General features: G+C 52.5%; 25 protein-coding genes and 1 tRNA gene. 9 read left to right on the forward strand and 17 right to left on the reverse strand.

All coding sequences use genetic code 11. The features are described 5' to 3' along the window. Positions 1-1,118 (forward strand): efflux RND transporter permease subunit (locus tag F4Y39_10420; GenBank protein MYC14127.1); only part of this gene is annotated, 1,118 nt, incomplete at its 5' end. An 8-nt stretch (positions 1,119-1,126) separates the two neighbouring features. Beyond that, positions 1,127-3,106 carry a hypothetical protein gene (locus F4Y39_10425; protein MYC14128.1) on the forward strand — a complete coding sequence of 660 codons (1,980 nt, stop codon included), beginning with the start codon at positions 1,127-1,129 and terminating at the stop codon, positions 3,104-3,106. Between the two features lie 6 nt (positions 3,107-3,112). Here the strand turns inward: F4Y39_10425 and F4Y39_10430 are convergent, their stop codons facing one another. The 17 genes from F4Y39_10430 to F4Y39_10510 form a co-directional block, all read right to left on the reverse strand. After that, on the reverse strand, positions 3,113-4,072 hold the full coding sequence (locus F4Y39_10430) for a hypothetical protein (GenBank protein MYC14129.1): 960 nt from the start codon (positions 4,070-4,072) through the stop codon (positions 3,113-3,115). Between the two features lie 11 nt (positions 4,073-4,083). Next, positions 4,084-4,806, reverse strand: coding sequence for a hypothetical protein (locus F4Y39_10435; GenBank protein ID MYC14130.1), 723 nt, complete (start codon positions 4,804-4,806; stop codon positions 4,084-4,086). A 10-nt stretch (positions 4,807-4,816) separates the two neighbouring features. Continuing rightward, on the reverse strand, positions 4,817-5,626 hold the full coding sequence (locus tag F4Y39_10440; GenBank protein MYC14131.1) for a sugar phosphate isomerase/epimerase: 810 nt from the start codon (positions 5,624-5,626) through the stop codon (positions 4,817-4,819). Between the two features lie 14 nt (positions 5,627-5,640). After that, a complete protein-coding gene (locus tag F4Y39_10445; GenBank protein MYC14132.1) occupies positions 5,641-6,165 on the reverse strand; it encodes a L,D-transpeptidase family protein in 525 nt (174 codons plus the stop codon). Beyond that, the gene (locus F4Y39_10450) at positions 6,165-7,280 is read right to left on the reverse strand and encodes a beta-lactamase family protein (protein ID MYC14133.1); all 1,116 of its coding nucleotides are present in this window, start codon (positions 7,278-7,280) and stop codon (positions 6,165-6,167) included. The genes F4Y39_10445 and F4Y39_10450 overlap by 1 nt, the downstream gene beginning before the upstream one ends. A 116-nt stretch (positions 7,281-7,396) precedes the next feature. Beyond that, on the reverse strand, positions 7,397-8,578 hold the full coding sequence (locus F4Y39_10455; GenBank protein MYC14134.1) for a hypothetical protein: 1,182 nt from the start codon (positions 8,576-8,578) through the stop codon (positions 7,397-7,399). 50 nt (positions 8,579-8,628) lie between these two features. After that, entirely contained in the window at positions 8,629-9,780 is a 1,152-nt protein-coding gene (locus F4Y39_10460; GenBank protein MYC14135.1) for an enolase, read from the reverse strand. Between the two features lie 132 nt (positions 9,781-9,912). Further along, positions 9,913-9,989: transfer RNA gene (locus tag F4Y39_10465), tRNA-Val, on the reverse strand. A 15-nt stretch (positions 9,990-10,004) separates the two neighbouring features. Further along, on the reverse strand, positions 10,005-10,265 hold the full coding sequence (locus tag F4Y39_10470) for a hypothetical protein (GenBank protein ID MYC14136.1): 261 nt from the start codon (positions 10,263-10,265) through the stop codon (positions 10,005-10,007). A 10-nt stretch (positions 10,266-10,275) separates the two neighbouring features. Further along, positions 10,276-10,623 (reverse strand): 50S ribosomal protein L19, encoded by a 348-nt coding sequence (locus F4Y39_10475; GenBank protein ID MYC14137.1) that lies wholly within the window; start codon positions 10,621-10,623, stop codon positions 10,276-10,278. A gap of 121 nt (positions 10,624-10,744) precedes the next feature. Further along, on the reverse strand, positions 10,745-11,410 hold the full coding sequence (gene trmD, locus F4Y39_10480) for a tRNA (guanosine(37)-N1)-methyltransferase TrmD (protein ID MYC14138.1): 666 nt from the start codon (positions 11,408-11,410) through the stop codon (positions 10,745-10,747). 14 nt (positions 11,411-11,424) lie between these two features. Next, complete coding sequence (gene rimM / locus F4Y39_10485) at positions 11,425-11,898, reverse strand: 16S rRNA processing protein RimM (protein ID MYC14139.1); 474 nt, start codon at positions 11,896-11,898, stop codon at positions 11,425-11,427. Positions 11,899-11,934: 36 nt separating this feature from the next. Then, the gene (gene rpsP / locus F4Y39_10490; protein ID MYC14140.1) at positions 11,935-12,237 is read right to left on the reverse strand and encodes a 30S ribosomal protein S16; all 303 of its coding nucleotides are present in this window, start codon (positions 12,235-12,237) and stop codon (positions 11,935-11,937) included. Positions 12,238-12,253: 16 nt separating this feature from the next. After that, positions 12,254-13,579: a signal recognition particle protein gene (locus F4Y39_10495; GenBank protein ID MYC14141.1), complete on the reverse strand. Its 1,326-nt coding sequence runs from the start codon at positions 13,577-13,579 to the stop codon at positions 12,254-12,256. Positions 13,580-13,664: 85 nt separating this feature from the next. Beyond that, positions 13,665-14,321, reverse strand: a complete 657-nt coding sequence (rpe, locus tag F4Y39_10500; GenBank protein ID MYC14142.1) for a ribulose-phosphate 3-epimerase — start codon at positions 14,319-14,321, stop codon at positions 13,665-13,667. A gap of 21 nt (positions 14,322-14,342) precedes the next feature. After that, the gene (locus F4Y39_10505) at positions 14,343-15,083 is read right to left on the reverse strand and encodes a PASTA domain-containing protein (protein MYC14143.1); all 741 of its coding nucleotides are present in this window, start codon (positions 15,081-15,083) and stop codon (positions 14,343-14,345) included. 46 nt (positions 15,084-15,129) lie between these two features. After that, positions 15,130-15,972 (reverse strand): hypothetical protein, encoded by an 843-nt coding sequence (locus F4Y39_10510; protein MYC14144.1) that lies wholly within the window; start codon positions 15,970-15,972, stop codon positions 15,130-15,132. A 361-nt stretch (positions 15,973-16,333) separates the two neighbouring features. Between F4Y39_10510 and F4Y39_10515 the strand changes: the two genes are divergently transcribed. The 7 genes from F4Y39_10515 to F4Y39_10545 all read left to right on the forward strand — a co-directional run. Beyond that, positions 16,334-17,071 (forward strand): hypothetical protein, encoded by a 738-nt coding sequence (locus tag F4Y39_10515; protein MYC14145.1) that lies wholly within the window; start codon positions 16,334-16,336, stop codon positions 17,069-17,071. A gap of 125 nt (positions 17,072-17,196) precedes the next feature. Further along, positions 17,197-20,997, forward strand: a complete 3,801-nt coding sequence (gene hrpA, locus F4Y39_10520) for an ATP-dependent RNA helicase HrpA (protein ID MYC14146.1) — start codon at positions 17,197-17,199, stop codon at positions 20,995-20,997. 8 nt (positions 20,998-21,005) lie between these two features. Then, complete coding sequence (locus F4Y39_10525) at positions 21,006-22,784, forward strand: ABC transporter ATP-binding protein (protein ID MYC14147.1); 1,779 nt, start codon at positions 21,006-21,008, stop codon at positions 22,782-22,784. Continuing rightward, on the forward strand, positions 22,784-24,538 hold the full coding sequence (locus tag F4Y39_10530) for an ABC transporter ATP-binding protein (GenBank protein ID MYC14148.1): 1,755 nt from the start codon (positions 22,784-22,786) through the stop codon (positions 24,536-24,538). Before F4Y39_10525 ends, F4Y39_10530 begins: the two co-directional genes overlap by 1 nt. 36 nt (positions 24,539-24,574) lie before the next feature. Then, on the forward strand, positions 24,575-25,456 hold the full coding sequence (locus tag F4Y39_10535) for a hypothetical protein (protein MYC14149.1): 882 nt from the start codon (positions 24,575-24,577) through the stop codon (positions 25,454-25,456). A gap of 34 nt (positions 25,457-25,490) precedes the next feature. Next, complete coding sequence (locus F4Y39_10540; protein ID MYC14150.1) at positions 25,491-26,234, forward strand: hypothetical protein; 744 nt, start codon at positions 25,491-25,493, stop codon at positions 26,232-26,234. Further along, positions 26,213-26,919 (forward strand): MFS transporter (locus F4Y39_10545; GenBank protein ID MYC14151.1); only part of this gene is annotated, 707 nt, incomplete at its 3' end. The genes F4Y39_10540 and F4Y39_10545, both read left to right, overlap by 22 nt.

Below are 26,919 nucleotides of genomic sequence, written 5' to 3' on the forward strand. Positions count from 1 at the left end.
GGACTGCGGGGGTGGGTGTTGAACTCAAAGGACGCAAGCAGGAAATTCTGGAGGTTCTGGCAGAGGATATTGAAATGAGTATGCAGGGGATGCCCGGCGTTCACGAGATTGAAACCAGCCTGGAGACGGGTATGGAAGAGATTCGCGTGGTTGTAAATCGCGAACGGGCACAGCGGTATGGCATTTCTCCGCGCGATATTGCTACGAATATCGCTTCGGCACTCGGGTCGCGCGGGGCTTCACACTTCAAAACACCCCATGGCGAGCTCGATATTACCGTTCAACTCCGCGAAGAAGATCGCGCTAATCTCGAGCAGCTCAAAACAACGGAGTTTGAAAGCGATAAGGGTGGTATGGTCACGTTCTCGAGTTTGGCGGATTTCAATCTCATACAGGGACCCAATGCCATTTCCCGCGAAGACCGCCTGCCCACGCTAACTGTTTTTGCCAGTACAGAGCAAAAAGCAGTGTTCAGCGTGGGACAGATTATGAAAGCGCGTATGGAAGATGTGCCTCTGCCTGAGGGATATACGTATCAGATGGACCGCCGATTCAAGTCTATGGATGCAAAACGGGATCGGGATTTTGAGACGATGATTTTCGCACTGATTCTCATTTATATTATTATGGCTTCGCTCTTTGAATCCTATGTCCATCCGCTTACCATTATGTTCTGCATTTTCTTTGCTTTCATCGGCGTCGCGCTCGGTCTCTACACTTTTAAGATTGCTATGGATAGCAATGCGAAGTACGGCCTTCTGGTGCTTTTTGGTATTGTGGTGAATAATGGCATTGTTCTGGTCGATCACATCAACAGATACCGAAAACAGGGACTTGTTCGCCGCGATGCCATTATCCGCGGTGGGCAAGATCGCTTGCGTCCGATTATGATGACTGCTACGACCACCATTATTGGCCTGATGCCACTGGTTATTCCAATGCTTTTCGGCCATGCCGAAGGCACAGCCCGCCGCTGGGGTCCCATCGGTTTGGTCGTGGTATCGGGATTGTCTATTTCAACCATTCTGACGCTTGTTCTCCTGCCCACGATGTATTCCCTGATGGATGATCTCTCCCAATTTGCCAAGCGCGTTGTCGCGGTGGCTCGTGCGCGATAGGGCCGCGGATGAAAAAAGTACCTTCTAAGACTACTGTTCTATCAAAAGTGACGCGGCGGTCGCTTGTAATCGGTCTGGTCATGGCAGCGTGGGTCAATTTTTGGCCTGTTTACGCGAGTCTGGTGCTGCATTCCACACGCGCTGACCACGCGCATTTGTCCGTGGCTTTGCTCATTCCGTATTTGTTTTTGCTGGTGGGCAATCTGTTTCTGGGACAGCGCAGTTTGTCGCCGTCTGAGCTGCTGGTCGTGTGTTGCATAGGCATAGTGGCTGCGTGTATGCAGGGTGAGTGGCTGTCGAATTATTTTCTCGAAGCGCTCACTATGCCGCACTATTTTGCGTCGGCAGAGAACCGATGGGGAGAATTGCTGTTGCCGCATTTGCCGGGGTGGGCTGTGGTAAATGATCGTGCGGCTGTGACGCATTTTTACGAGGGACTCCCGCCTGGGGAGGGGTTTCCGTGGCGTTTGTGGATTGCCCCGCTGTTCTGGTGGGGCACTTTTTTGGGTGCTATACTGGGTGTCAATCTCTGCTTGAGTGTGATTTTGCGAAAGCAGTGGATGGCGCACGAGCGGTTGGCTTTTCCCGTGGCGCGCGCGCTTTTGGAACTGACGGGTGTGTCTGGAACGCACGGCACGCTTTCATCTCTGGTGCGGTCGCGATTTTTTCTGGTGGGATTTGCAGTCACCTTTCTGATTATTTGCTGGTTTATGGTTACCTGGTTTTATGTGGCAGTGCCGCCGCCGCCCATTTTGAGTGGGAATTTTGCGTCTAAATTGTTGCCTCTTGCGCGGGGTTTTCCGCCTTTTCAGTTTCGGTTCAGTCTTTTGACACTGGTGTTTGGCTATTTTACGAATCTGGAAGTGCTGTTTTCAATCTGGTTTTTTTCTGTGCTGGCTATTGTGCAGGCAGGGGTGTTTAATCGCATTGGTCTGGAAGTGGGCAGTGTGGATCCGTGGGGGTCTTTTCACGCGGCGGTGGGGTGGCAGAGTTTTGGGGGGATGATCGTCTTTGTCGGCTGGGGTTTGTGGATTGCGCGGTCGCATTTGCGGGATGTTTTTCGCAAAGCGTTCTGGGGCGATGATCGCGTGGATGATACCGAGGAGTTGATGTCGTATCGGACCTCTGTGTGGATGATGCTGGGCTGTTCTGTATATCTTTTGTTGTGGTTGAAAAGCGCGGGTATGGCCTGGGGTCCCATTCTGGCATTTTATTTTGCCACGCTGGTCTTGTATTTGGGATTGGCGCGGATTATGGTGGAGAGCGGGCTTATTTTTTTGCGGGGACCGATCACGGCGCAGGCTTTTACCTGGCATTTGTTCGGCGTTTTGGGCATGGGACCGGGCAGTGCGGTGATTTTGACGCTGACCAATGCGTTTGCCTGCGATGCCAAGACGTTTGCGATGACGCCTATGGCGCATGTGCCGAGGTTGGGTATGGAAATAAATAGCAGGTTGCGCAAAGCGCTCGCGCCGGGTGTGATGTTGGGGGCGTTGATTGGGGCTGCGACGGCTGTGGGATTTATTTTGTATTACGGCTATTATGTGATGGGGAGTTACAATTTTGGGACTGTGAGTTTCAGGGGTATTGGGGCGCTGAATCTGGCGGGGTTTAACCAGCTCGCTGCGGGGCGCATTCAAGCCGGGACAATGGGTACGAGTTGGGATCGTATCGGTTTTTTGGGAATTGGCGCCGCATTTACGGGTTTGTTGTTTTTCTTGCGGTATCGGTTTCCGGGGTTTCCGCTTCATCCGATTGGGTTTACGATTTCAGCTTCTGCACCGCTTCGCAATACAACGCTGACGATTTTTCTTGTTTGGGCTTTGAAGACGATTGTGTTGCGGCTTGGCGGCCTGGAGCGCTATCGCAGGTTGACACCGCTTTTTCTGGGTATGATGGTCGCTTATATGGCGGGCACGGCAATCGGTGTTGTCGTGGATTGGATATGGTTCCACGGGCAGGGGCATATGATCCATGTTGCGTGGTGAGTGGGCTTACTTTGCTCTTATTAGCCGATATAAATTTGGAATTGTCTCCCGGTGGTCGCCCTGGATATAATAGCTTTCGCCGCCGTCGCGCACGGTGCGAACGAGGATGGTTTTGAAGGGGCGGTAGTAGTAGCGGGGGTCGGTTTTGGGGGCTTCGGTGTCGAGGTCGTCGCCGAGGGGGATGAGGTCGAAGACAGCCGTGGTAAATTTGGCGATGCTGCGACCTTCCTGGCGGGCGACATTGCGGGCCATGGCGAGGGCTTTGAGATAGACTTCAGGTCCCATGATGGCCGTGCCGATGTTGAGGAGGACGCCGCCTTCGAGGTGGGAGATGGATTCTGTGAAAATTAAGAAGTCGGTGTAGGTGCTCGCGCCAATCGCGGCACCGTCGCAGTTGGGGTGTTCGTGGACGATGTCATAACCGATGCTGACGTGTGTGGTGATGGGGATGTTGAGTCGGACTGCAGCGGCAAAAATGCTGATGTCTTTGTGTGGGTAATTGCTTTCGAGGATGTCGCGCCCAACGGCTTCGCCCAGTCCAATGCCTTTTTGCGCCGCTGTCTGGGCAATGAGGTTGAGGTCGCCTGTTTCTGTCCACAGTCCAAATTCTCCGGTGCGGATATATCTGCCCACGCTTTCGGTGGTTGCGCCGATGCGGGCAAATTCGTAGTCGTGAATGGCGCAGGCACCATTGCCCGCAATATGGGTGATGAGGCCGCGTTCCATCAGGTCGATGAGATAGCGCGCAGCGCCGGCGCGAATGACGTGGGCGCCGATCATGAAGATGACCGCGCGATTGTTTTGCCTGGCGTGTACTATTCGATCTGCGACGATGGGAAGGTTGGGGTTGTCAAAGGGAGGTATTGGCGCGTCGAGGTCGGGAATTTGATCGACAGAGAGGTCGTGTTCCCGCTGGTCGAGCGGGCGGAGTTTGAGTTTGGAGCGGTCGAAGGTTTTGTAGGGCATGTTTGGGATTTTTAGATGTATTGGTATTCTTTCATCGCGGGATGCAAAAATTCAAAATTATGGACGCCATCATCGGTTTTCCATCTGCCTACGGAATCGGGACGTACGATCACTTTGCCCAATGGAAATCCGAGGAATGCCTCTACTCGCGCAAATGTCTCTTCCTGATTTAATATCGCATCCTCAAATCGCACGGTGATACAGTGTTTGGGCACGGGCGTGGATTTCATGATTTCATACTGATATAACCAGGAAATCGCCCGCCGTTTGCGTATGTCATCTGTGTGCGGATATTGAATATCGAAATCGCTCAAATCATCTGTTTTATGCCCACTCAAAATACAATCGCGCGGGTCGCGCACCCAGTGAATGTATTTTGCATCGGGAAACATGCGCACGATCCACGGATAGACGAGTGTGGTCTCGGGTAATTTCCATCCGTAGTTCTCGTACCGATTTCTGGGGGGAAGCACGTCTTGCAAATAGGTTTCGACGAGGTGGATAAATTCGGGGTCGATGTCCATGGTGTGCAGGTCATCAAAATCCCACGATAATCCGCCATTCCATTTTACGTATTTTGCCATTACGCGGCACGCATCGTACAGCGCCTGGGGAGGCATTTTATCGCCCGATGCATTGATCAAGCGTCCCATGTACATACCGCTGGCATAGAGCGTGTGGGAGATCAAGCGCGTGCCCGAATGCCCACGTCCGATAACTGTGACTAACGACAATGTTTCCTCCTTATAAATTTTTTTCAAACTCGTTTTTTATGCGAATTTTGTCGGCTGCATTTCCAAAGCCCAGGCTGAACCATCCCTCATAGCCCATGGCGTTTAAGCGTTTGAAGAGCGCGGCAAAATCGATTGTGCCTTCTCCCGGTACCAGGTGTATTTCGCGATCGCCATTGTTATCATTTATGCGTACCTGGCCGATGTTATCTACGCCAAAGGTATCGAGAAATCCATCCCAGCCTTCGGGTACGAGATGTCCGTGCGCGACGTTGAAAGCCCACTTGAAGTGATCGGATTGAATGGCATCAAAAAACCATTGCGTCTCTTCAACATTGTGCGGCAAATAGTGAATTTCGGCGTGTTCGGGTTCCAGGTTGTGGTTTTCAAAATAGATCGCGACGTCGGTTTTTTCCGCTCGATGTACCAGCCGCTTCATGCGTTCTATGGCAGCATCTCGGCGCAGACCTGTATCACCAAAGTGATAGCCCCCATGGCCGACGATCCAGCCGCATCCCAACCGAACTGCGAGGTCAAAATTGGCGTTCACATAGTCATCGACTGCTTCGGATAAGATTGGGACATATTCGGCATTGTTAATGGCAGAAGAGGGATGTACGCCGATTTGCACTGCGTGTTTCTCGCACAAATCTCGAATGCGTTTTACGCGCGCATTGTCAAAAGAAGTTAGATTATTTGGGGGCATATCGGCCTGAAAGTCGATATAGCGAAATCCATTTTCTGCACCCCATACAATGCCTTCTTCAAGGGGTGTGGATTTGTCCATGTTGTATCCAAATCGTCCGCTCATTATTGTCTCCATAAAGTTGATTGTGACTATGGATGGATATCAATTGGCGTTCCATCTTTTACAGAAGCCCAAATTTCATCCATGGCTTCGTTTGATACGGCTATACATCCATCCGTCCAATCGCGTCCCAAGAACCAGTATCTATTCCACAGCGATGCCGATTTCCCCGTTGGGTATCCGTGAACCATGATAGCTCCGCCTGGGTTTACACCAAGGGAGTCTGCGCGTTGTTTGTCGGCTTTGTTTGGATAGGATATGTGTATAGATAGATAGTATTTGCTATTGGGATTGCGCCAGTCCAATATGTAGCGGCCTTCTGGCGTCCGCGAGTCGCCTTCTCTTACTTTATGACCCTCGGGCGATTTGCCCAGTGCAATTGGATATTGTTTGAGCACGCTGTCGCCCCGGCACAATTGCAACACGCGTTTTTTTTTGTACACGACTACGCGATCTACATTGGGTATTTGCTCACCCAAAACGGGTGTTAATAGAAGGAAGATGATAAATATCCCTATCAGTGCGGTGAATGGTTTCCGATGTAAAAAAATCATTACCCAATCAGTGCCTGGTACACGAGTGTCTTGAATTCAGCGCGAATGCGATAGTAATTTGCGGGCATAAATTGCGTGAGCAATAATCCGACGAGTTCTTCTTCATAATCGATCCAGAACGCTGTTGTTGCCGCGCCGCCCCAGCGGAATGTTCCCACACTGCCGGGACCGCCAGCGGCTGCATCGAGCAATATCGCGCCTCCCAATCCAAAACCTTCACCCGATAGATTTGTCAGTCCCAGAGAGATGGGCATCAGTTCGTCGGGCAAGTGGTTCATTGTCATCAGTTCGACGGTTTTGCGTCCCAATAGCCGTACGCCTTGAAACGCGCCCCCATTGAGCATCAGGTGGCAGAAGCGAATATAATCAGAGGCTGTGGAGACCAATCCGCCACCGCCGGAATAGAATTTTTGCGGACTGGAAAATTTGCTGGTTGCCGGGTCGTCAATTACTCGAATCCCACCTTCTTGTGCCGGGCCGTAATTTGTCGCAAACCGATGGCCCTGTCCTTCGCGCACCCAAAATTCCGTGTCTTCCATGCCCAGGGGATCTAAAATTCGCTCTCTGAAAAATGCATTAAGGGGCATGCCGGAAACAACTTCGACAAAATGCCCGAGTACGTCGGTCGATACGCTGTAGCGCCAGGCTGTACCCGGTTGATTCGCCAGCGGCAGTGTTGCCAGTGTTTGTACCATTTCCTTTGTCGAATGGTCTGGCCGATTAATTTTTGCCTCATTATACATTTGTTCGACGGGCGAATTGCCCATAAAGCCATAGGTCATCCCCGATGTGTGGGTCATCAAATGGCGAATTGTGATTTCTCGCTCCAGGTTCTCTGGGGGTATGCCTGTACCGGCGAAGACTTTTACATCATTCAATTCTGGAATATAATTCGATACGGGATCATCCAGTTGAAAGAGTCCCTCTTCAAAGAGCATCATGGCCGCGACAGTTGTGATCGGTTTGGTCATTGAATAAATCCGATAAATCGTATCGCGCGTTGTGGGTACTTTTGTGTCTTGTGTCCCGAAACATGAAAAATGCGCGATTTTGCCCTGCCGACAGACCATCGTTATAATGCTGACGAGTTTGCCTTCGTCGATATAGCGTTGCATCACGCGGTTGATGCGGTGCAGGCGCGTAGCCGATAGTCCCACATCTTCTGGTGCAACGGTGGGAAGCCCTGGATCACTGTTCAAGATTTACCCCTTTCGCTTAAAGTATGTTTCTCTCAATTCGCTGTCCCGTTCAGTCCATTCGCTGTCCCGTTCAGTCCATTTACCAGATCCGGTGGTATGGAGGCCACGTGAATCTGGGGCTGTCCGCTCAGGTCGGATGTGAACACCATCCACCGCATATCCGGAGTGGCGTAGGCGTGCGGATGCGCTTTTTTGACGAGAATTGAGGTGCGGGCGTCGCATACGACCGCATTTTTTCCCGTCTGGATGGATCCCAGTATGAGCTTGCCGGATCCCTGCCAGTCATCGGCAAAAAAGTACTGGCCGCACGGAGATGTCCCCAGGTGATTAAATCGGTACCCGCGCGAGACGCTCCGGGGCGGTGCCCCGGCTTTTACGCCCAGCAGATTGCCCTTTTCGGGGGTGTAGTCGCCTTCTGCAAAATACCATTCTTCGGGGCTGTGTAGCCCCCGGGCGTTTGGGGCACGGACTGTGAGCAAGATCTCGTTCGTTCCTGCAATCCAGGCTTCGTGTCCTACGATGCTGGGCGTATAAGGTTCCCCTACCTGCAACCGCGTCACCTTTCCGCTCGGGATGTCCAGGAGAAATTCTGTGGCACCCTGTTCTCCGAAAATTACCGCTCTGGTACCGTCGGGCAGTACTTTGCACCCCCGGTTGTGCTGTACCATAATTTGCTTGCCCCAGGTGGGCTCGAACTGGGTGTGGGGGTTGCAAATATCCGGATCGGTGTGGATGAGATCCCGCGTGCCGGTCTTCAAATCCAGCAGTTCGATCCCAAACATCTGGGGTTCCAGGCTGAGGGTGACGCCATAGGCGTAGTAGCGCTCGTCGGGAGACACTGTGTCCATCCCCCGGTGCTGAAAATCTTCGGGAAATTCGAAGATCACCTCCCATTCGCCCGTGGCGAGATCCACCCGCCGCAGTTCCAGGCATTTTCCCTCCTGTACGTGGCGGTAGTAAAAGATCCCGGTGTGGCTCATCCCCGGTGCCCGCAGTCCCTGCCCCACAACCTCACTCTTCCAGGTCCCGAATTCACAGATCACATATTCGTTGTAGTTAGAGCTGGATTTCGGATTTTGTCGTTCGTACACAAAAACCCGGGAGTCCGCCGAACAGTAGGGCTGTTCGCAGTAAATATTGGATTTTTCGAGTGGGTCGTCGGTGATCTGATAGACGACAGCGCCGCTTGCATCTTCCTCAAGTATTCTGGCCATAGCTGGTCTCCTTTTCTATCGTCCTCCTGGTTCTGGTGGCCAATGTTCTGTTATGGGTCAACCAGATTGTCGTTAATATAGTCCCAGTTGAAATCAAATCCCAGACCTGGTAGCTGAGGGAGGATGACATTGCCGTCATCATCCATGGGATCTACAATGGAATTCAAATAGGGGGGTGGGGTTTCGTAGTCGAAGTCGGGACGCAAGAGGCCGCGTTCATAGTATTCACAAGTTGCTTCTGTTGTTGCGCCCAGGATTTGCATGTTTGCCCATCCGCCATAGTGCATTTCACACTGAATGCCGAAGGCCTGTGCTATGTTGACCATTTTGTAGCATCCCGTGATGCCGCCATAGTTTTGATCGATGCGCAGCATGTCAGATGCGCCCTGGAGTACCCATTCGGCGCGTGTAAAGACGCCGCCGGGAATGTGTTCTGGCGAGAGTATGGCGATGTCCAGTTCGCGGGTCAATCGTCGGTATGCTTCTGTTCGCGTTTCGATCATGGGATGTTCCAGCCAGTAGTAATTCAGTTTTTCCAGTTCGCGACCGACCCACAGCGATTGCTCTAAAGTGTAAACGCCAAAGGGGTCTAACATCAAGACCATGTCGTCGCCGACGGCTTCGCGCACGGCTTTGCATACTTCTATGTCTTCTTTGGGAAATCCGGGTACCTGTGGGGCAGGTTCCCAGGTGTGTGGGTTCCAGCAGATGTACGCGTGAACTTTGTATGCTTTGTATCCCTGTTTTTTGCATTCGAGTGCATGTTCGGCATAGTCTTCGGGTTTGCCGATGTTTGGATAGGTGCTGGCATAAGCTTTTACTTTGTCGCGCGCACCGCCGAGGATCTTGTGTACGGGCAGGTCAACCATTCTGCCCAGCAGGTCCCAAAGGGCGCAATCGACTGCGCCCATCACGTGCTCTGGCAAACTGTGACCGAAGGTGACCAACTGGTCCATCCAGTTCCAGATTTTTTCACGCGCTAAGGGATCTTCACCGATCAACAGGCGCTTGATCGGGCCTTCGAGATATCGGCGGTCGCCACCGACCATATATCCTTCAAGCCCTTCATCTGTAGCGATTTTGAAGATCGAGCTTGCCGATTCTTTTTGCTCTTCTCCCCAGATGCCGTAGCCCCACTTACTCGGTCGAGACCTGCCGCCTGGCACTCGGAATGTGATGACTTCGATGTCTGTAATTTTCATGGGGTCCTCAATTCAAAAGACGGAAAGGAATACAGATTACTCGCGATGTTTCAAATTAGCTTCTTATACGGAAAAATCAAGCCCTAAGAAAAAAAGGCTTACAAGAATTCTTGCAAGCCTTTTTTAAGTTTATGGTGGGCGATACTGGATTCGAACCAGTGACCTCCTGCTTGTAAGGCAGGCGCTCTAACCAACTGAGCTAACCGCCCGGATAATGTTTAAACCTATCTCACATCGGTTGATGGCTCATCTTTTTTATTGCCACTGAGCAGGGCTATTGGGATCAATACGCAGTAACCGAGTACGAGCAGCAGCGGGGCAAGCGTGAGCGACATAAAGCCATCGACTGGCGGTAGCGAAAGAAAAACATAGCCCAGTGCAATGGTGGCAAGCCCGAGCCCAAATAGCCACATATTCCGTTCTGAATAGGGCAACTTTGGCCGGGGTTTGGGGGTGTGGCGTTGTCGCGCTCGGCGAGGAGGCATAATAGAATTCCTATCGACGTTCTGTAATGCGGGCAGCACGACCGCGCAGATCGCGCAGGTAAAAAATTTTCGATCGCCGCACTTTACCGCGACGCAGTACTTCAATTTTGGCTATGCGAGGCGTGTGCAGTGGAAAGATGCGCTCTACCCCAACGCCACCCGTGCTAATTTTTCGAACTGTAAATGTCGCGTGAATACCCGGTCCCCGGCGCTGGATGACCACACCCTCAAAGAGCTGGATGCGTTCTTTTTCCCCTTCTACCACGCGGACATGTACGCGCACGGTATCGCCAGCTTCAAACGCGGGTATATCATCGCGCAGTTGTGCTTCGGAAACAGATTTCAAAATGGCATCCATGATTTACATACTCCTGAAAAAAATTAAAGTTCAATACGAATCAACGAATCAACGAATCAACGAATCGAAGCTCGTAGTGATTTTGGGTGGTTGGGCGGGGTTCGTCTATTCGTCTATTCGTCTATTCCAACAAATCGGGGCGTCGCTCAAGCGTGCGTTGTCGCGCGTTGTCTCGCCGCCATTGGGCGACTTTTTTGTGATCTCCGCTAAGTAACGCCTCTGGCACGGTTAAGCCTTCAAATTCACGAGGTCGCGTGTACCACGCACAATCCAACAGGCCATTTTGAAACGAGTCTTCAAGTGCCGACTCGGCATTGCCAATGGCGCCGGGAATTAACCGGATCAATGCATCAATCAAAATGAGGGCGGGCAATTCGCCGCCGCTGAGCACGTAATCACCAATTGAAATTTCATCATCGACATAGTTTTCGCGGACGCGCTCATCAATGCCGCGATAGTGTCCGCACAACAATACGAGATGGTCTGACAAAGACAATTCATTGGCCACAGATTGCGTAAATAGCCGTCCTTGAGGCGTGAGAAAAATCACGCGGCCACCTGTGGGGAGTGCTTCTATCGCGCGTGCAATGGGTTCGGGTTTGAAGATCATCCCCGCACCGCCGCCATAAGGCGTATCGTCGATTGTTTTGTGTTTGTCGTCTGCGTGGTCTCGAAGGTCGTGCGCCAAAATGTCGATCAATCCCGCATCAATGGCGCGTCGCGGGATACTGTATTTCAGCACATCCCGAATCAGATCGGGAAAAATTGTGATTACGTCTATTCGCATCACAGATGGTCGTCCTACAAAAGCCCTTCGATTTCCTGCACGATAATTTTTCCGGCTTTTTGATCCACGTGGACAATCTCGCGTACGGCTGGGATCAATACGTCTTCGCCGTTGCGATCTACCACATACACATCGTTGGCCGGATACGACAGGACTTCTACGACATGTCCCACCATGGTGCCCGATGCTGTTTCAACTGGTAGTCCCTCGAGTTCAAAAACGTAAAACGAATCGTCGGGTAAGGGATGCACAGCATCGCGGGGTACCAAAATAAAGTGTTCGCGCAATCGTCCCACATGTTCAGGGGTGTCAATGTCTTGAAATTTGATTGCCAGGCGCGAACCATAAGCGCGTACATAAGCCACGTTTAATGCAGAATATGTGCCATCGGGCGCTTCAACGCGCACAGAGTCCAAGTCGTCAAATCGTTGTGGAAAATCGGTCAGCGGTAGCAAAAAAGCTTCACCCCGAATGCCCCGGGGTTTCATGATTTTGCCAATCGTGACAAAATCCGGCTCCAAGACTCATTCCTCAGATGGGGCGTCTGACTCAGCATCCTCAGGTTGCGCGTCTTCATTCTGATCTTGTTTGAGCAGACCCTTTTGGCGAAATAAACTGCGCACTGTATCGGATGGCTGTGCGCCCACGCCCAACCAATACCTTATGCGGTCTTCTTTTAATTCGATAATCTGGGGATCTTTTGTCGGATTATAATGCCCCAAAACCTCGATGAACCGTCCGTCGCGAGGTGAGGAGGCCTCGGCCGCTACCACGCGGAAGAACGGCGCTTTTTTTGCGCCCATACGACGTAAGCGAAGTCGAACCAAATCAAACTCCTTTGTGTTATCCGAACATCGGAATTGCCATTTTGCCCTGTTTTTCCATACGGGACATGCGTTTCATCATTTTTTGCATCATGTTGAATTGCTTGAGCAATTTGTTGACATCTTGAATACTGCGCCCGCTGCCATTTGCAATGCGTTTGCGCCTGCTGCCATTAATAATATGCGGTTTGTCGCGTTCTGCTGGGGTCATTGAATAGATGATTGCCTCAATATGCGTGAAGGCCTTTTCATCCACCTGCAAGTCCGGCATGGACTTGCTTACTCCGGGAATCATTTTCATCAGTTGATCTAAGGGGCCCATCTGCCTGATTTGCGCCATTTGCTCGAGGAAATCGTCAAATGTGAACGATGCCGAGCGAAGCTTTTGCTCGACTTTTTTCGCCTGTTCATCGTCAATGGACGCCTGTGCTTTTTCCACCAGTGTAACCACATCGCCCATGCCCAAAATGCGAGAGGCCATGCGGTCGGGATGAAATACTTCCAGGCCATCGACTTTTTCGCTGACGCCGATGTATTTAATCGGGACGCCGGCAACCTCGCGGATGGATAAAGCTGCGCCGCCGCGGGTGTCGCTGTCCATGCGCGTGAGTACTACACCCGAAAAATTGAGTTTTTCGTAAAAGGCCGAGGCTGACGATACGGCATCTTGCCCGGTCATGGCGTCGCACACAAACAGAATTTCTGAGGGCGATACGGCTTCGCGGATGCGAAATACCTCATCCATGCGCTCGTCATCCACGTGTAGCCGACCCGCTGTATCGAGTATCACGACATCGCGATTTTCATTTTTCGCCCGATCCATCGCTTGCGTGCAAATATCGACCGGATCGGTGCCTTCTGGCGCCCGGTGTACGGGCACGCCCACTTGCTCGGCGAGCACGCAAAGTTGATCAATTGCTGCGGGACGATAAATATCAGCCGCCACGAGCAAGGGTTTTTTGTTTTCCGATGCCAATAGTCGGGCCAATTTTGCTGAGGCTGTCGTTTTACCCGATCCCTGGAGCCCAACCATCATTATTGCTGAGGGTGGCGATTCCGCAAATTGCAATGCGGCATTTTGATTGCCCATCAACGCGATCAATTCGTCGTGGACAACTTTTACAACTTGTTGCCCGGGCGTGATGCTTTTGAGCACTTCCTGACCTATTGCGCGTTCTTTGATCCGCGCAATAAAAGAGCGGGCAACTTTGTAGTTGACATCTGCCTCGAGCAATGCCCGGCGCACCTCTCGCATGGCGTCGTCGATGTTCGCCTCGCTCAATCGACCGCGGCTGCGAAGTTGCTTAAATACGCCATTGAGGCGCTCTGTCAACATTTCAAACATGAAAAACCCTTAAAAATGGCGGGGCAAGACGGAGAAATATAGAAGATTCGCCGATTTTATGCAAGAAATAAGCGGACGAAAATCCCTATCCCATTGCCGCCTGGCGAATGGCCTGTACGTTTTTTGCAATGGCCCCGTCGCGAAATACCGCTGAACCCGCTACGAGCACTTGTACGCCCGCTTCGACCACCTGATGTGCGTTTTCTACGCCAATGCCACCGTCAATTTCTATTTCGACGTCCAATTCCTGCCGCACGATTTCGGCTTTTAATGCCCGCACCCGATCGAGAGACGCCGGCATAAATGACTGGCCACCAAAGCCAGGTTCGACCGACATAATGAGTGCGAGGTCCAGGCTGGGTAACAGAGGAAATAACGCCTCGATTTCCGTGCCCGGGCGCAGGGTAGCACCGGCTTTCATATTGGCTTTTCGGATGCGATCCAACAGTGGGGGTACATCTTCTTCGATTTCGACATGAACGGTCAAAATATCTGTGCCTGCGTCGGCAAAATCTTGCAAATATTTACCGGGTTCAGATATCATGAGATGCACGTCCAGCACCAGGTCTGTTGTTTTGCGAATGGCTTCGACGACCAGCGCTCCAAAGGTGATATTGGGCACAAAATGCCCGTCCATAATATCCAGATGGATATATTCGGCACCGGCCTCTTCGACCAGGCGCACCTGATTTTCGAGCGTGCGGAAATCGGCAGAGAGAAATGATGGGGCGATTTTTACCATTTTAACCTCAAATAAAATTTCTCACAGCTTACTCACAATCAATAGCACAGGAGACCCGCGTTTTATTGGCGTGCCCGATTCTGGCTCCTGGCGGATTACGATGTCGGGTTCATAAGCAGTGCTAAATTCGTATCGGATATTATTGGGTTGCAGACCGAGCGATAATAACAGACGCCGGGCTTCGTCTAATTTTAGCTCGGTAACCCGGGGCATATTGACAAATGCGCGAGGCGGACCCGTGCTTACAATCAGTTCGACCTGCGTCCCCTGGGCGACTTTTTCGCCAGCTTTGGGTTTGTGGTCGATAATATTGCCTTCTTTTATTTCTGAAGATGATATTTCGGTGATTTTACCGACGGTCAAATCCGCCTGTGTAATCCACAATTGAGCCTGTCGCAGAGGGCGGTTGCGAAGATCGGGTACGACGTGGAGACGCTGCCCCAAACTCGGCGCAATATAGACCGTGCGATTGGGTTTTACGTGCGAGAGGGCAGACGGATTTTGCCACACAATTTGTCCTGCAGGCACAGAAGTATCCCAGCGCGGTTCTCGCTCTTTCATGCGCAGGCCCTTGTTTTGCAATTGCGCCTGCGCCTGTGAAGGGGTAAGCCCGATGAGGTCGGGAACGGCGACTTCTACGCCTTGCCGCACATAGATCGGCATTGCAATTTGATCGATTACAATCAATCCGATTATTGCCGTAAATATGGCACACGCACCCAAAAGAGCGATTTCGCGCAAAATTTTCAAGGCCAAATTCATGATTCCAAAATAGCCGAAGGCCCAAATCCTGTCAAGCGCGGATACCTTAGTAATGCTCGTAGATTACCGAAGCGCGGTGCGTGATTCCCAGTACTGTATGCCATACTGCGGCATAGTCAATCGCAAAGCCATTTTTTCGCAGGCCAAACCCCGCGCTCAATCTTTCCGGGCGGCTACCTGCTCCTGTGCGTAGCACCAGTTGGGGGTGGATATGATACATTATCCCAATGCCCGCACCTGTGGGAAAATTCGCTTCTTTCTGTATATCTGCCACCAGCGCGACTCTCGGCATGGCGACAATGCCCATTCCCACGGTGCCACCCTGTCCCAAAAGCGATGTGTGACTGCCACCTGCATTCCAGATTGTTGCGCCCAGAAAGACGCCTTCGCGTATCTGCAATTTTATTCCCGCATCGAATACCACCCAGTGTTGTGTGGGTATTCCCGCTGTGCTCAGTTGCAAGGCGCGTATGCCGAGTCCCAGGCTCAGTTTTGGATATATGCGCAGTCCATAAATGAGACCAAATACCTGCTCTTTGTATAGCGCGAACCCAAATCCCGTATATCTCGCGCCCAGGCCGTGGCGGCCAATCCGCAGGCCAGCACTGAACGCATGGGTTGCCAGTTCGGCTATTCCAAAGGGCCGATCATACGTGCCAAACAAGCTTATTCGCTTGCCCCAGGCCAATGCCGCGGGATTCCAAAATGCGCCTGCAGCACCGGTTGCGAGTGCCACGCCCGCATCGCCAGCACCTGAGGTATGGGCACCAATGGGTTGAAATTCAAAGGCTGTGTGAGCAGATGAAGGGAGGAGTGTGAAAAGTACAATCTGGCAATACTTTGTTCGCAGAATGCGGAATAGCGGACTGAGAAATAGTTGATCTGGCATGTGAGACCACGTATGGAATGGGTTAGGGGTGCGTGTTTTTCGCAGTCTATCTGCAAATGACATGCCAGATACCTATCTTTTTTTTAACATGTTGATATTACACGCCAAGTCTGTTTATTTTCGATCAGTACAGGCGGGTCCCTGTCGCCTGTTATGCGACAGAATATTTCAATCTGTCGCTCGTTATGAGACAAAAAGTTCTCTTTATCGAAGGAGTAAAACGCGATGTCATGAGGAAATCCTTTTGAGGTTGAGCAATGGGAAGGATAAACGACAGTTCGTTTCGCGTTTGATTTTTTAACAAAAAGACCGATATTTTGTCTGTCCTATTTTTACCAATCTTCACCTGGGAGAGAAGGTTATGGCTTATTTTACCGATGAAGAAAAATTGCATTTCAAAGAGCAAGGGTATGTTGTCAAAAGCGATGTCGTGCCGATGCACTTGATCGATAAGGCGGTGGATGTGTTGTGGGAGGAGATCGAGGCAGATCGCGATGATCCCGAGACGTGGATCAATGCAGGACCGAAGGGAAATTTGAAATGCAGCAACCATCCCGATGTGCGAGCGACGTTGACGGAGACCCCGATTCAGGATATGTGCGAAGAGATGGTGGGTAAAGGGACCCTGGCAGTGTCGAATTACACATTTGCCAAGATGATTTATCCCGAGGGACACGACAATTGGACGCCGGCCAGGCAGATGCATCTGGATGGCTATACGTGTGAAGGCGTGGTGGATACTTTTGCGATTGCGGTGACGGTGAATATCAATCACGTCAAGCCGCGCTCGGGTGGGTTTTCGATCTGGCCGGGTGCGCACAAGCGGGCTTATGAGTATTTTAAGACGCACAGTCTGGTGAATGGGTTAGATGCATTTCGCAATGCGCAGGGGGAGTATTACGACCTTCCCACGCCGGTTGATGTTACAGGACCGCCAGGCACGGTGACGTTCTGGCATCATTTGATGTTGCACAGCCCGGGGGTAAATTGTGGGCGAGATATTCGCATGGCATTTGTGAGTCGATTTCGGCGGAGGGATAATAACGATATGCGCTTTGAGACGCCGGATGATATGTGGGAATATTGGGATGGATTATAGGCGGATTCAGCGTTGATATACCGAAGGATAGGATGGCGAGTAAAAACCAACAAATAAAAAAGCGCAGATCGCGCAGAAAGCGGCCGAGTCCAATGTCGGCTGTGTGGTCGCTGCTGCCCGCGTGTATGCTTAAAGATGGCATGGAGATTGCGCGGCAGTTGCGGCAAATACAGCGGCAAAAGCGACGCGATACGGGACGGTTGGAGAATCTGAAGGTGCAGGCGGAGCGGTCGGCGGCGTTGCGGAAAGACCGGGAGGAGAATCCGCTACACCTGACGTATCCAGAGGCGTTGCCGATTACAGCGCGGAAGGATGAGATTGTCAGGGCGATTCGAGAACATCCGGTGGTGATTGTGGCGGGTGAGACGGGATCGGGGAAGACGACGCAGTTGCCCAAGATGTGTTTGGAGGCTGGCCGCGGTGTGGCGGCGAAAATTGCGTGTACTCAACCCAGGCGCGTGGCGGCGCTATCGGTATCGCGGCGCATTGCAGAGGAGTTAAATGTCGCGTGGGGTGCCGAGGTGGGGTGCAAAATTCGGTTTAAGGATGAGACGGCACCCGAGACGCGGATCAAGATGATGACGGATGGGATGTTGCTCGCGGAGATTCAGGGCGATCCGAATTTGTATGAGTACGATACGATTATTATTGATGAGGCGCACGAGCGCAGTTTGAATATCGATTTTTTACTGGGGTATTTGCGTCTGTTGCAAAAGCGCCGCCCCGAGTTGCGGATCGTGATTACATCGGCGACGATTGATACGGAGGCGTTTTCAAAGGCGTTTGACAATGCGCCTATTATTGAAGTGTCCGGGCGGATGTATCCGGTGGATGTGCAATACTTGCCTATAGAAGATCTCGCTGGAGAGACGTATATCGATGCGGCGGTGACCGCGGTGGATATGGTGGTTGATGCGGGACGAGGCGATATTCTGGTCTTTATGCCTACGGAGAAGGATATCCACGAGACGCGCAGGCGTTTGGAGGGGCGACATTTCCGCTTTACAGAAATTCTGCCGCTGTTTGGGCGGTTGACAGCGGGCGATCAGCAGAAGGTGTTTTACACGCAGAGGTATCGGCGCATTGTGGTGGCGACAAATATTGCGGAGACGTCGATTACGATTCCGGGTATTCGATATGTGATCGATACGGGGCTGGCGCGAATCAGCCGGCACAATCCGCGCAATCAGACGCATCGGCTACCGGTGGAGGAGATTTCTCAAAGCAGTGCCAGGCAGCGGGCAGGGCGGTGTGGGCGCGTGCAAAATGGGGTGTGTATTCGCCTGTACGATGAGAAGAGTTTTCTCGCGCGGCCAGAGTACACGCAGCCCGAGATTCAGCGGTCGGATTTGGCTGAGGTCATTTTGAGGATGATTGCGCTGCGGCTGGGCGATGTCGAGACGTTTCCATTTATTGATCCCCCCCGTTCTCAGGCGATTCAGGGGGGATTTAATGTGTTGAGGGCGCTGGACGCGATTGATGATCGCAAGCGTTTGACGCCGCTGGGACGCGATATGGCGCGTTTGCCGCTTGCGCCGACGGTATCGCGGATGATTTTGCAAGCGCAAAAAGAACGCGCTTTGCGCGAGGTGCTGGTTATTGCGTCGGCAATCAGCATTCAGGACCCGCGCGTGCGTCCGCTCGAGCAAGAGAAGGCCGCAGACCAGGAGCACAAGCGGTTTGTAGATGGAGAGTCGGATTTTATCGCGTTGCTGAATATCTGGAAGGCGTATCACGATACGTTTGAGAAATTGAGAACGCAGAGCCAGATGCGGAAGTTTTGCAAGCAGCATTTTTTGTCTTTTAATCGCATGCGCGAATGGCGCGATATTTATATGCAGATTCGGCACACTCTGCGCGAGATGGGTGCTTTTCGGATGAATCGGGACGATGCGGGATACGATGCGATTCACCGGTCGGTGGTGAGTGGGTTGTTGGGCAATGTGGCGCAAAAGAAGGAAGACAATATGTATCGCGCAGCGCGCGGGCGCGATGTGATGTTGTTTCCCGGGTCTGGTCTGTTTCAACGGAGAGAGGGAGGGGAGGATGATAAAAAGAGTACGCCCGGTTGGGTTGTGGCTGCGGAGGTGGTGGAGACGTCGCGTTTGTTTGCGCGCACCGTGGCTCGCATACAGCCGTCGTGGCTGGCGGAATTGGGCGGACATTTGTGCCGGGCATCGTATAAGGAGCCGTTTTACAGTATGCGGTCGGGGCGGGTGCTGGCGACCGAGACATTGACGCTGCACGGTTTGCAGGTGGGGCAAAAGCGCGTGGGGTATGGACGCATAGATGCCAGTGCTGCGACGGAGATTTTTATCCGCGAGGCTCTGGTGAATGATGAGGTGGCGTTGCCATATCCATTTGTGGCTCAGAATCGGGATTTGCGCGCGCGCGTAGAAACCTGGCAGATGCAACAGCGGTTGATGCAATTTCTGGATCTGGACGAGGCTGCGTATCGGTTTTATGCCGAGCGATTGGAGAATGTGTCTTCTACGCACGATTTGAATCGTCTGATTAAGAGGAAGGGCACGGATTTTTTGCTGATGTCCGAAAAGCATCTGGCGGGCGAGCAGGTGGATTTTGATCGGGATGCGTTTCCCAATTTTTTGGAGGTGGATGGCGAAGAGGTGCCGCTTTCTTATGCGTATCGGCCCGGACAGGATCGGGATGGCGTGACGTTACAACTGCCGTACAAGATGGTGCATTTTGTACAGCCCGAGGTGCTGGACTGGCTGGTGCCGGGGTTGTTGGAAGAGAAGATTACGCATTTGTTGCGCGGGCTTCCAAAAAGTATTCGCAAGCGGTTTGTCCCCGTGCCGGATAAGGCGCGAGAGATTGCTGCGGCGTTACAGCCGACGCACGGCGCGTTTTTGGATTCGCTGTCTGCCCATATTTTGAGCCATTACGGTATTGAGATTTCTCAAAGCGATTGGAATGTGCGCGATTTGCCGGAACATTTGCAGATGCGCGTGGAAGTTCAAGACGAGAAAGAGCAGGCGATTGTGGCTGCGCGGGATTTGCGCGTTTTGCGCGAGCAGTTAGATGCGCGCGAAGAAGATGTGCAATCCGATGCGTGGAGGCGGGCGCAAAAGCAGGTGGCGCGCCGAGATGTGACGGGGCAGACGATAGGTGAATTGCCCGAGCGCATAGAGGTGATGCAAGCCGGTGGGATGCCGGTGTTTGGCTATGTGGGGTTGAAGCGCGAGGGAGATCGCGTGGATGTGTGTTTGTTTAAGCGTGCGGAGGAGGCAGAACGCGAGACCCAGGCGGGTTGGATGCGGTTGTGCGAGCGCGAAATGCGGGATGAGATGCGGGCGTTGAAGCGGTCTTTGGGCGATTTGGCGCAGTTTGAGGGGGGGCGCGAGGCTTTGCGGGAGGGTGCGTACGCAAATTTAATGGCGCATCTGTTCACGCGCGACGCGGCGTTTCCCATAACGCGCCAGCGCTTTGATTCGCGCGTTCAACAGGCGCGGTTGTATTTGCAGCATCTGGCGCCGCAATTGATTCAGGCGATGGAATCGCTGTTTGAAACGCATCGAGAAATTCGCCTGTTGCGCGGTGGATATCCCGGGGTGGAGGCCGATCTCGCGCGTTTGATGCCGCCGGATTTTTTGCGACAAACGCCTTATGATCAGGTGTTGCATTTGGGTCGGTTTTTGAAGGCGATTGTGATACGGGCCGAACGCGCGATGCTCGATCCGATGAAGGACCGACAAAAGGCCGAGCAGGTTCAGCCTTTTCAAGACGCGGTGGATGAATTGATGGATCCGGAATTGACGGGTGCGAAGCGCGATGCAGTGCAGGCGCTGCGGTGGATGGTCGAGGAGTTTCGGGTGTCGGTTTTTGCACAGGAACTCGGTACGGCGCAAAAGGTGTCGCCAAAGCGGTTGTACGATAAATTGGAGCAGGTGAGAGGGATGGTGTAGAGGTTTTTATGACGCTTAACTTTTTTAAACCCTTTGCGGAGTATGTCTATCCCCACCGATGGAAGATTTTCTGGGGATTGATGCTGTTGCTGGGTACGCAAGTGGTTCAGGCGCTCGTTCCGTTGTTGATGAAATGGGCGATTGATACGGCTAAAGCGGGGCTGGATGCCGGGGATCTTACGGGCGATGTGGTCGATACAATCACGGGCAGCCCGATGGGCGATTTGCAGATGTATGGGGCACTCATGGTCGTGCTCGGTATCGCGCAATGGGGCATGTCCTTTGGGATGCGCTGGTTTATTGCCAGTGCTTCCCGTTTTATAGAGCGCGATATTCGCACGATTTATGTGCGGCATATTGTGCGGCTACCGCTGAGTTTTTTTCATGCGCAGCGCGTGGGCGATTTAATGGCGCGGGCGACCAATGATGTGGAAGCGATTCAGCGGTTTTTCTATTTTGCGTATCGCCTGTCGCTACAGGCGGTTTTGAGTTTTGTGCTCAGTCTCATTTTGATGTGCATCATTGACTGGCAGTTGGCTCTTTTGGCGCTGGCTCCTATGCCCGTGATGGCTTTTTGTGCGCGGTGGGTCGGGCAAAAGGTGCGCGTGGGCTACCGACGGGTTCAGGAACAATTTGCCGCCGTTAGTTCAAAAATTCAGGAAAATTTGACGGGTATGCGAATGGTCAAAGCCTTTGCTATGCGCCCGCTTGAGATTGTGGATTTCGGGATTCTCAATGAGGAATACGTCACGCGCAACCGCCATTTGATTAAGATCCGCAGTCTGTATTATCCGTTCACGTTTTTGTTGAGCGGTGTTTCTATGATTGTGATTTTGTGGCTGGGCGGTCTGCGGGTGATTGAGGGGAGTTTGAGCCTGGGGGCATTTGTGGCGTTCAATGCGTATTTGCTGCGGATGAGTCGCCCGATGTCGATGCTGGGGCGCATTGTCGATGAGTATCAACGCGCTGTGGCTTCGCTGAGGCGTATTGAAGAGGTTTTGAAAGTATCGCCGCAACCCGATGTGGCGGGTGGTACAACAGATGGCATCACGGGGGAGATTGAGTTTCGCAATGCGAGTTTTTCTTACAATGGTCAACGCGTGCTCAAAGATATCAATCTTCGGATTCCAGCGGGGAGTACGCTTGCCGTGGTGGGGCGCGTGGGTTCGGGAAAATCCACGCTGGCGCGGTTGATCCCCCGGTTGATCCAGGCAGATGAAGGGCGGGTTTTGGTCGATGGCAAGCCGGTGGAAGATATACCGCTTCAGACCATTCGTGATGCGACCGGGTATGTGCCGCAGGACGCATTTTTGTTTTCGGATACGATTCGGGAAAATGTGGCTTTGGGCACGCGGGCAGAGGGCGATGTTGCGCGCGCGACCGAGATTTCGCAATTGGCTCCGGATTTGCACCTTTTTCCCGATGAGTTAGAGACGATTGTGGGAGAGCGCGGGGTCACGCTTTCGGGGGGACAAAAGCAGCGCACAGCTATTGCGCGCGCGGTGATTCGAGAGCCGCAGATTCTGATTATGGACGATGCATTGGCCAGTGTGGATACGCGGACTGAGGAAGAGATTCTCAAACATTTGCGCGATATTATGGCTTCGCGCACGACGATTTTGATTGCCCATCGCATTTCAACTGTGAAAGATGCCGACCATATTATTGTGCTGGATGAGGGGCGCATTGTAGAGCAGGGGTCACACGATGAATTGGTTGAGTACGATGGGATTTATGCGGATATGTTTCGACGCCAGCATCTGGCTCGGGAATTGGAAATATTGTAATGGAAGAAGAGGAAATTGGTCATAAGGGTTTTGATCTGCGTTTGATGGCGCGGTTGATGAACTTTCTCAGGCCCTACAAGTGGTGGGTTGTTCTCACGTTTGTGCTCATCATTGTCGCAGCGGTTGTGCGGCAGGCCGGGCCTTATTTGACCAAGATTGCGGTGGATGATTATATCGTGCCGGGAGATGCGGATGGGTTGACCTATCTGGTCATGCTCTATATTGGTCTGCTTGTCGCGCAATTTGGTGTGGGGTATTGCCAGAGTTGGACGACCAATATGATCGGGCAGTGGGCTATGCACGATGTGCGTTTGCAGATTTTTATGCATTTGCAGCGGTTGCCCATGCGTTTTTTCGACCGCACGCCTGTGGGCCGTTTGATGGCGCGCAATACAAATGATGTGGATGCCCTCAACGAGTTGTTTACCGATGGCATTGTGTCGATGATTAGCGATATTTTTACGATTATCACGATTCTCGCATACATTTTTTATATGGATGTCACGCTCGGCTTGTTGATCTGTCTCGCATTGCCGGTGGCTTTTGTCGCAACCGTGTGGCTGCAGAATAAGACCTTTTTTGCGTATCGCGTTGCGCGCACGCTGTTCGCGCGATTTAGTTCATCGCTGCAGGAGACTGTGTCCGGGATGGAGGTGGTGCAGTTATTCGGTTGTGAAGATCGCTGTGTGAAGCGGTTTGAAGATCCGAATAAGGAGTATCTGGATGCGCGGCTAAAGAGTTCGTTTTATCATGCGGTCTATTTTCCGATTATGGAGTTGGGCGGTGTTTTGTTGTCCGCACTGGTGTTGTGGTATGGCGGCGCGCGGGTGCTGGATGGGGAAATTCAGTGGGGCGTGCTCGTGGCGATGTTGCAATATGTTCCGCGGTTTTTTATGCCTCTCCGCGATATTGCCGATCGTTTTACCGTGCTTCAGGTTGCTATGGCGTCTTCAGAGCGCATTTTTGAGTTGCTGGATACGAAGCCAGAATCACTTGGCGGTAGTGTAAGCGCCGATCACTTGAAGGGCGAGATCGCGTTTCAAAATGTCTGGTTTGCGTACAACGAAGGCGAGTGGGTGCTGCGCGATGTGTCTTTTCGCGTTGCGCCGGGGCAGAGTTTGGCATTGGTCGGGGCGACGGGCGCGGGTAAGAGTACTGTGATTAGTCTGGTGTGCCGGTTCTACGATATTCAGCGGGGTGCGATTCTGGTAGATGGTGTCGATATTCGCGAGTGGGATGTCGAGGCGCTTCGCAGACGCATTGGGGTCGTGCAACAGGATGTTTTTCTTTTTGCTGGCGATATTGAAGCCAATATCAGTTTGGGACATCCGCGCATTAGCCGCCAGGAGGTCGAGCAAGCCGCGCGCGATGTCAATGCAGACCGGTTTATCGACAAGTTGCCCGCTACCTATGAGCACGAGGTGCTGGAGCGGGGTAGTTCGCTTTCGGTTGGTCAGCGTCAGTTGATATCTTTTGCGCGTACGCTGGCTTCTGGTCCAGATATTCTCATTCTGGATGAGGCGACGGCGAATGTGGATACGGAGACCGAGATGTGGATTCAGGATGCGGTGGCAAAATTGATGCGGTCGCGGACTTCGATTGCGATTGCACACCGTCTTTCTACCATTCGAAATGCGGATAATATTCTGGTGATGCACCGCGGGCAAATCCGCGAGGAAGGCGACCACGATACGCTGCTCAAGCAGAATGGGATCTATGCCCGGCTTTATCAGTTGCAGTATCAAGAGGAGTAGGGGACCGTCTGTTCTTTATTTTCAAGGAGGTGTAATATGTTGTTCGGAGAAGGCGATTATCGGTACGAGGAAGTCGAGGGGTGGGCGAAGTTGCCCGAGGGGTGGGTGTTTACGCAGGTGTCGGATGCTGCGGTGGATTCACAGGGCCGCATTTACGCATTTACGCGCGGGATTCATCCCGTGGTTGTGTTTGATAAGGATGGCAATTTTATTACGTCGTGGGGTTATGGCGATTTTGGTATTTCGCCGAATTTGATCAGTCAATCACACGGCATTTTTATCGATCCGGACGATAAGGTGTTTTTGACGGATTCGTATCAGCATATTGTCAGGCGCTATACCCGGTTGGGCGAGTTGGAACGCGAATGGGGTACCCGCGGGGTTCCCGGTCCGACGTTTCACCGCAGGGAATACAATATGCCAACGGGTGTTGCTTACGCGCCAGATGGCAATTCGTTTTACGTGTCGGATGGGTATGGCAGCCGGTGTGTTCACAAGTATTCGCGCGAGGGCGAGCATCTCGCGGTGTGGGGCGAAGGGGGGAGTGGACCGGGGCAGTTTGCATTGGTGCACAATATCGGGTGCGATAAGACCGGGCGGGTTCTGGTGTGCGACCGGGAGAATAGCCGCATTCAGATTTTTGATCCAGATGGCAAGTTTATGGAGATGTGGACCGATGTGATGATGCCGGGCGATGTGTGGATTACGGATGACAATACGATTTATGTGGCGGAGCAAGGGGGCGGGGGGCGCATCAGTGTGTGGTCTGCAGATGGGGAGTTGATTTGTCGCTTTGAAGATAAGAGTGCTGTGCAGTCGCCGCACGGGCTTTGCGTGGATGACGAGGGTAGTATTTATGTGGCTGAGATCGGGATGGAGGGACAGGGGCAGCGGTTGCAAAAATTTGCGAGGGTTTAGGTTTTTTGAGTAATCACAACATAGGGAGGGGTTTATGGCTACACCAAATCGCATTCTCGAGCGTTATCACAATGGCGAAAAAGCCGTTGGGGTGCAGATGAGTTTTGTTTCAGAAATTGTGATCGAAGTGGCGGCTAAGATGGGGATGGATTTTATTTCGCTGGATGGGCAGCACGGCGCATTGACGTTGCCGACTATTGAGACGGTTTGTCGCCTTTGCGATGCTTATGGTATGACGCCGACTATGCGGGTTGTGGATCAGTCCGAGGCGGCTATTTTGACGGCTCTGGATCGGGGTATGCAGATGATTACGGTGCCCAATTTGCAGACTGCTGAGGAGGCCGAGCGGATTGTTCAGTTTGGTTTTTACGGGCCTTTGGGTCGGCGGAGCGCGATGAGTCAGCGCGTGGCTTATGGTTTGAACGATACCAGCGATAGTCGGAAGATTTTTGAGTTTACAAATGACAATACCATTATTGTGCCGCAGCTCGAGAGCAAGACGGCTTTTGACAATTTGGATGAGATTCTTCAGGTTGATGGGCTTATGTTTTTCGCGGGTGGTCCTCAGGATATCGCGCAGTCTATGGGGTATCCCGGAGAGCCGAATCATCCGGCGTGTATAGCGGCGTATGAGGCGGCGTGTGATAAGGTACGTGCGGCGGGGAAGCACATGAGTGGCGATGTGATGGTTAGTTTGGATGCTTTTGGGGCGATTTACGATGCGGGGAAGGCGTTGCTCGAAGCACACGGCCGCGAGTGTGGTATGAAGATTGGTTGAATTGCGAGGTGAGTTTGTCTAAGGGACAGGTAGAATCCGAGGAGGCAGAACCGCTGTCTCCTCGGGCGGCTCGGCGCGTGTTGATTAGCCTGATGTTTTCGTCTATGCTGATGCCTATGGTGTCTGGCATGTCGCGGGTTGCACTGCCGGTTATTCGGGATGATTTTGGGATTCCCGCGGATTTGACGGCGTGGGTTCTGGCAGCTTTTATGCTGCCTTTTGTCGTTCTGATGCCGATTTATGGGCGTTTGAGCGATGGTGTTGACCGGCGGTTGTTGATTCTGCTGGGGACTGTGATTTTTGGCGTTGGTTCCACGATGACGTTTCTGGCGCCGAATATGCGCTGGTTGATGGCTGGCAGGGCGATTCAGGGTATTGGCGTGGGGGGGATGACGCCGATGGGTATGGCGTTGCTTGTGTCGATTTTTAGTGAGGGAGAACGCGGGCGCGTCCTGGGTACGTGGAGTGCGGTGGGTCCGGCGATGAGTTTTTCGTCGTCGTTTGTCGCGGGTATTCTCATTGCGCTTTGGGGGTGGCGCGCCGCTTTTGTGCCGGGTCTTTTGCTCAGTGTTGTGACTTTTGTCGCGATTTACAGGGGGGTGCCTTCTCAGGTGATTGGGGAGGCGTCTAAATTTTTGCGGCAGTTTGATTGGGGTTTGGTGGGGTTTTTTTGGTGGTGGATTTT

Source organism: Gemmatimonadota bacterium, assembly GCA_009838845.1.
Taxonomy (GTDB): domain Bacteria; phylum Latescibacterota; class UBA2968; order UBA2968; family UBA2968; genus VXRD01.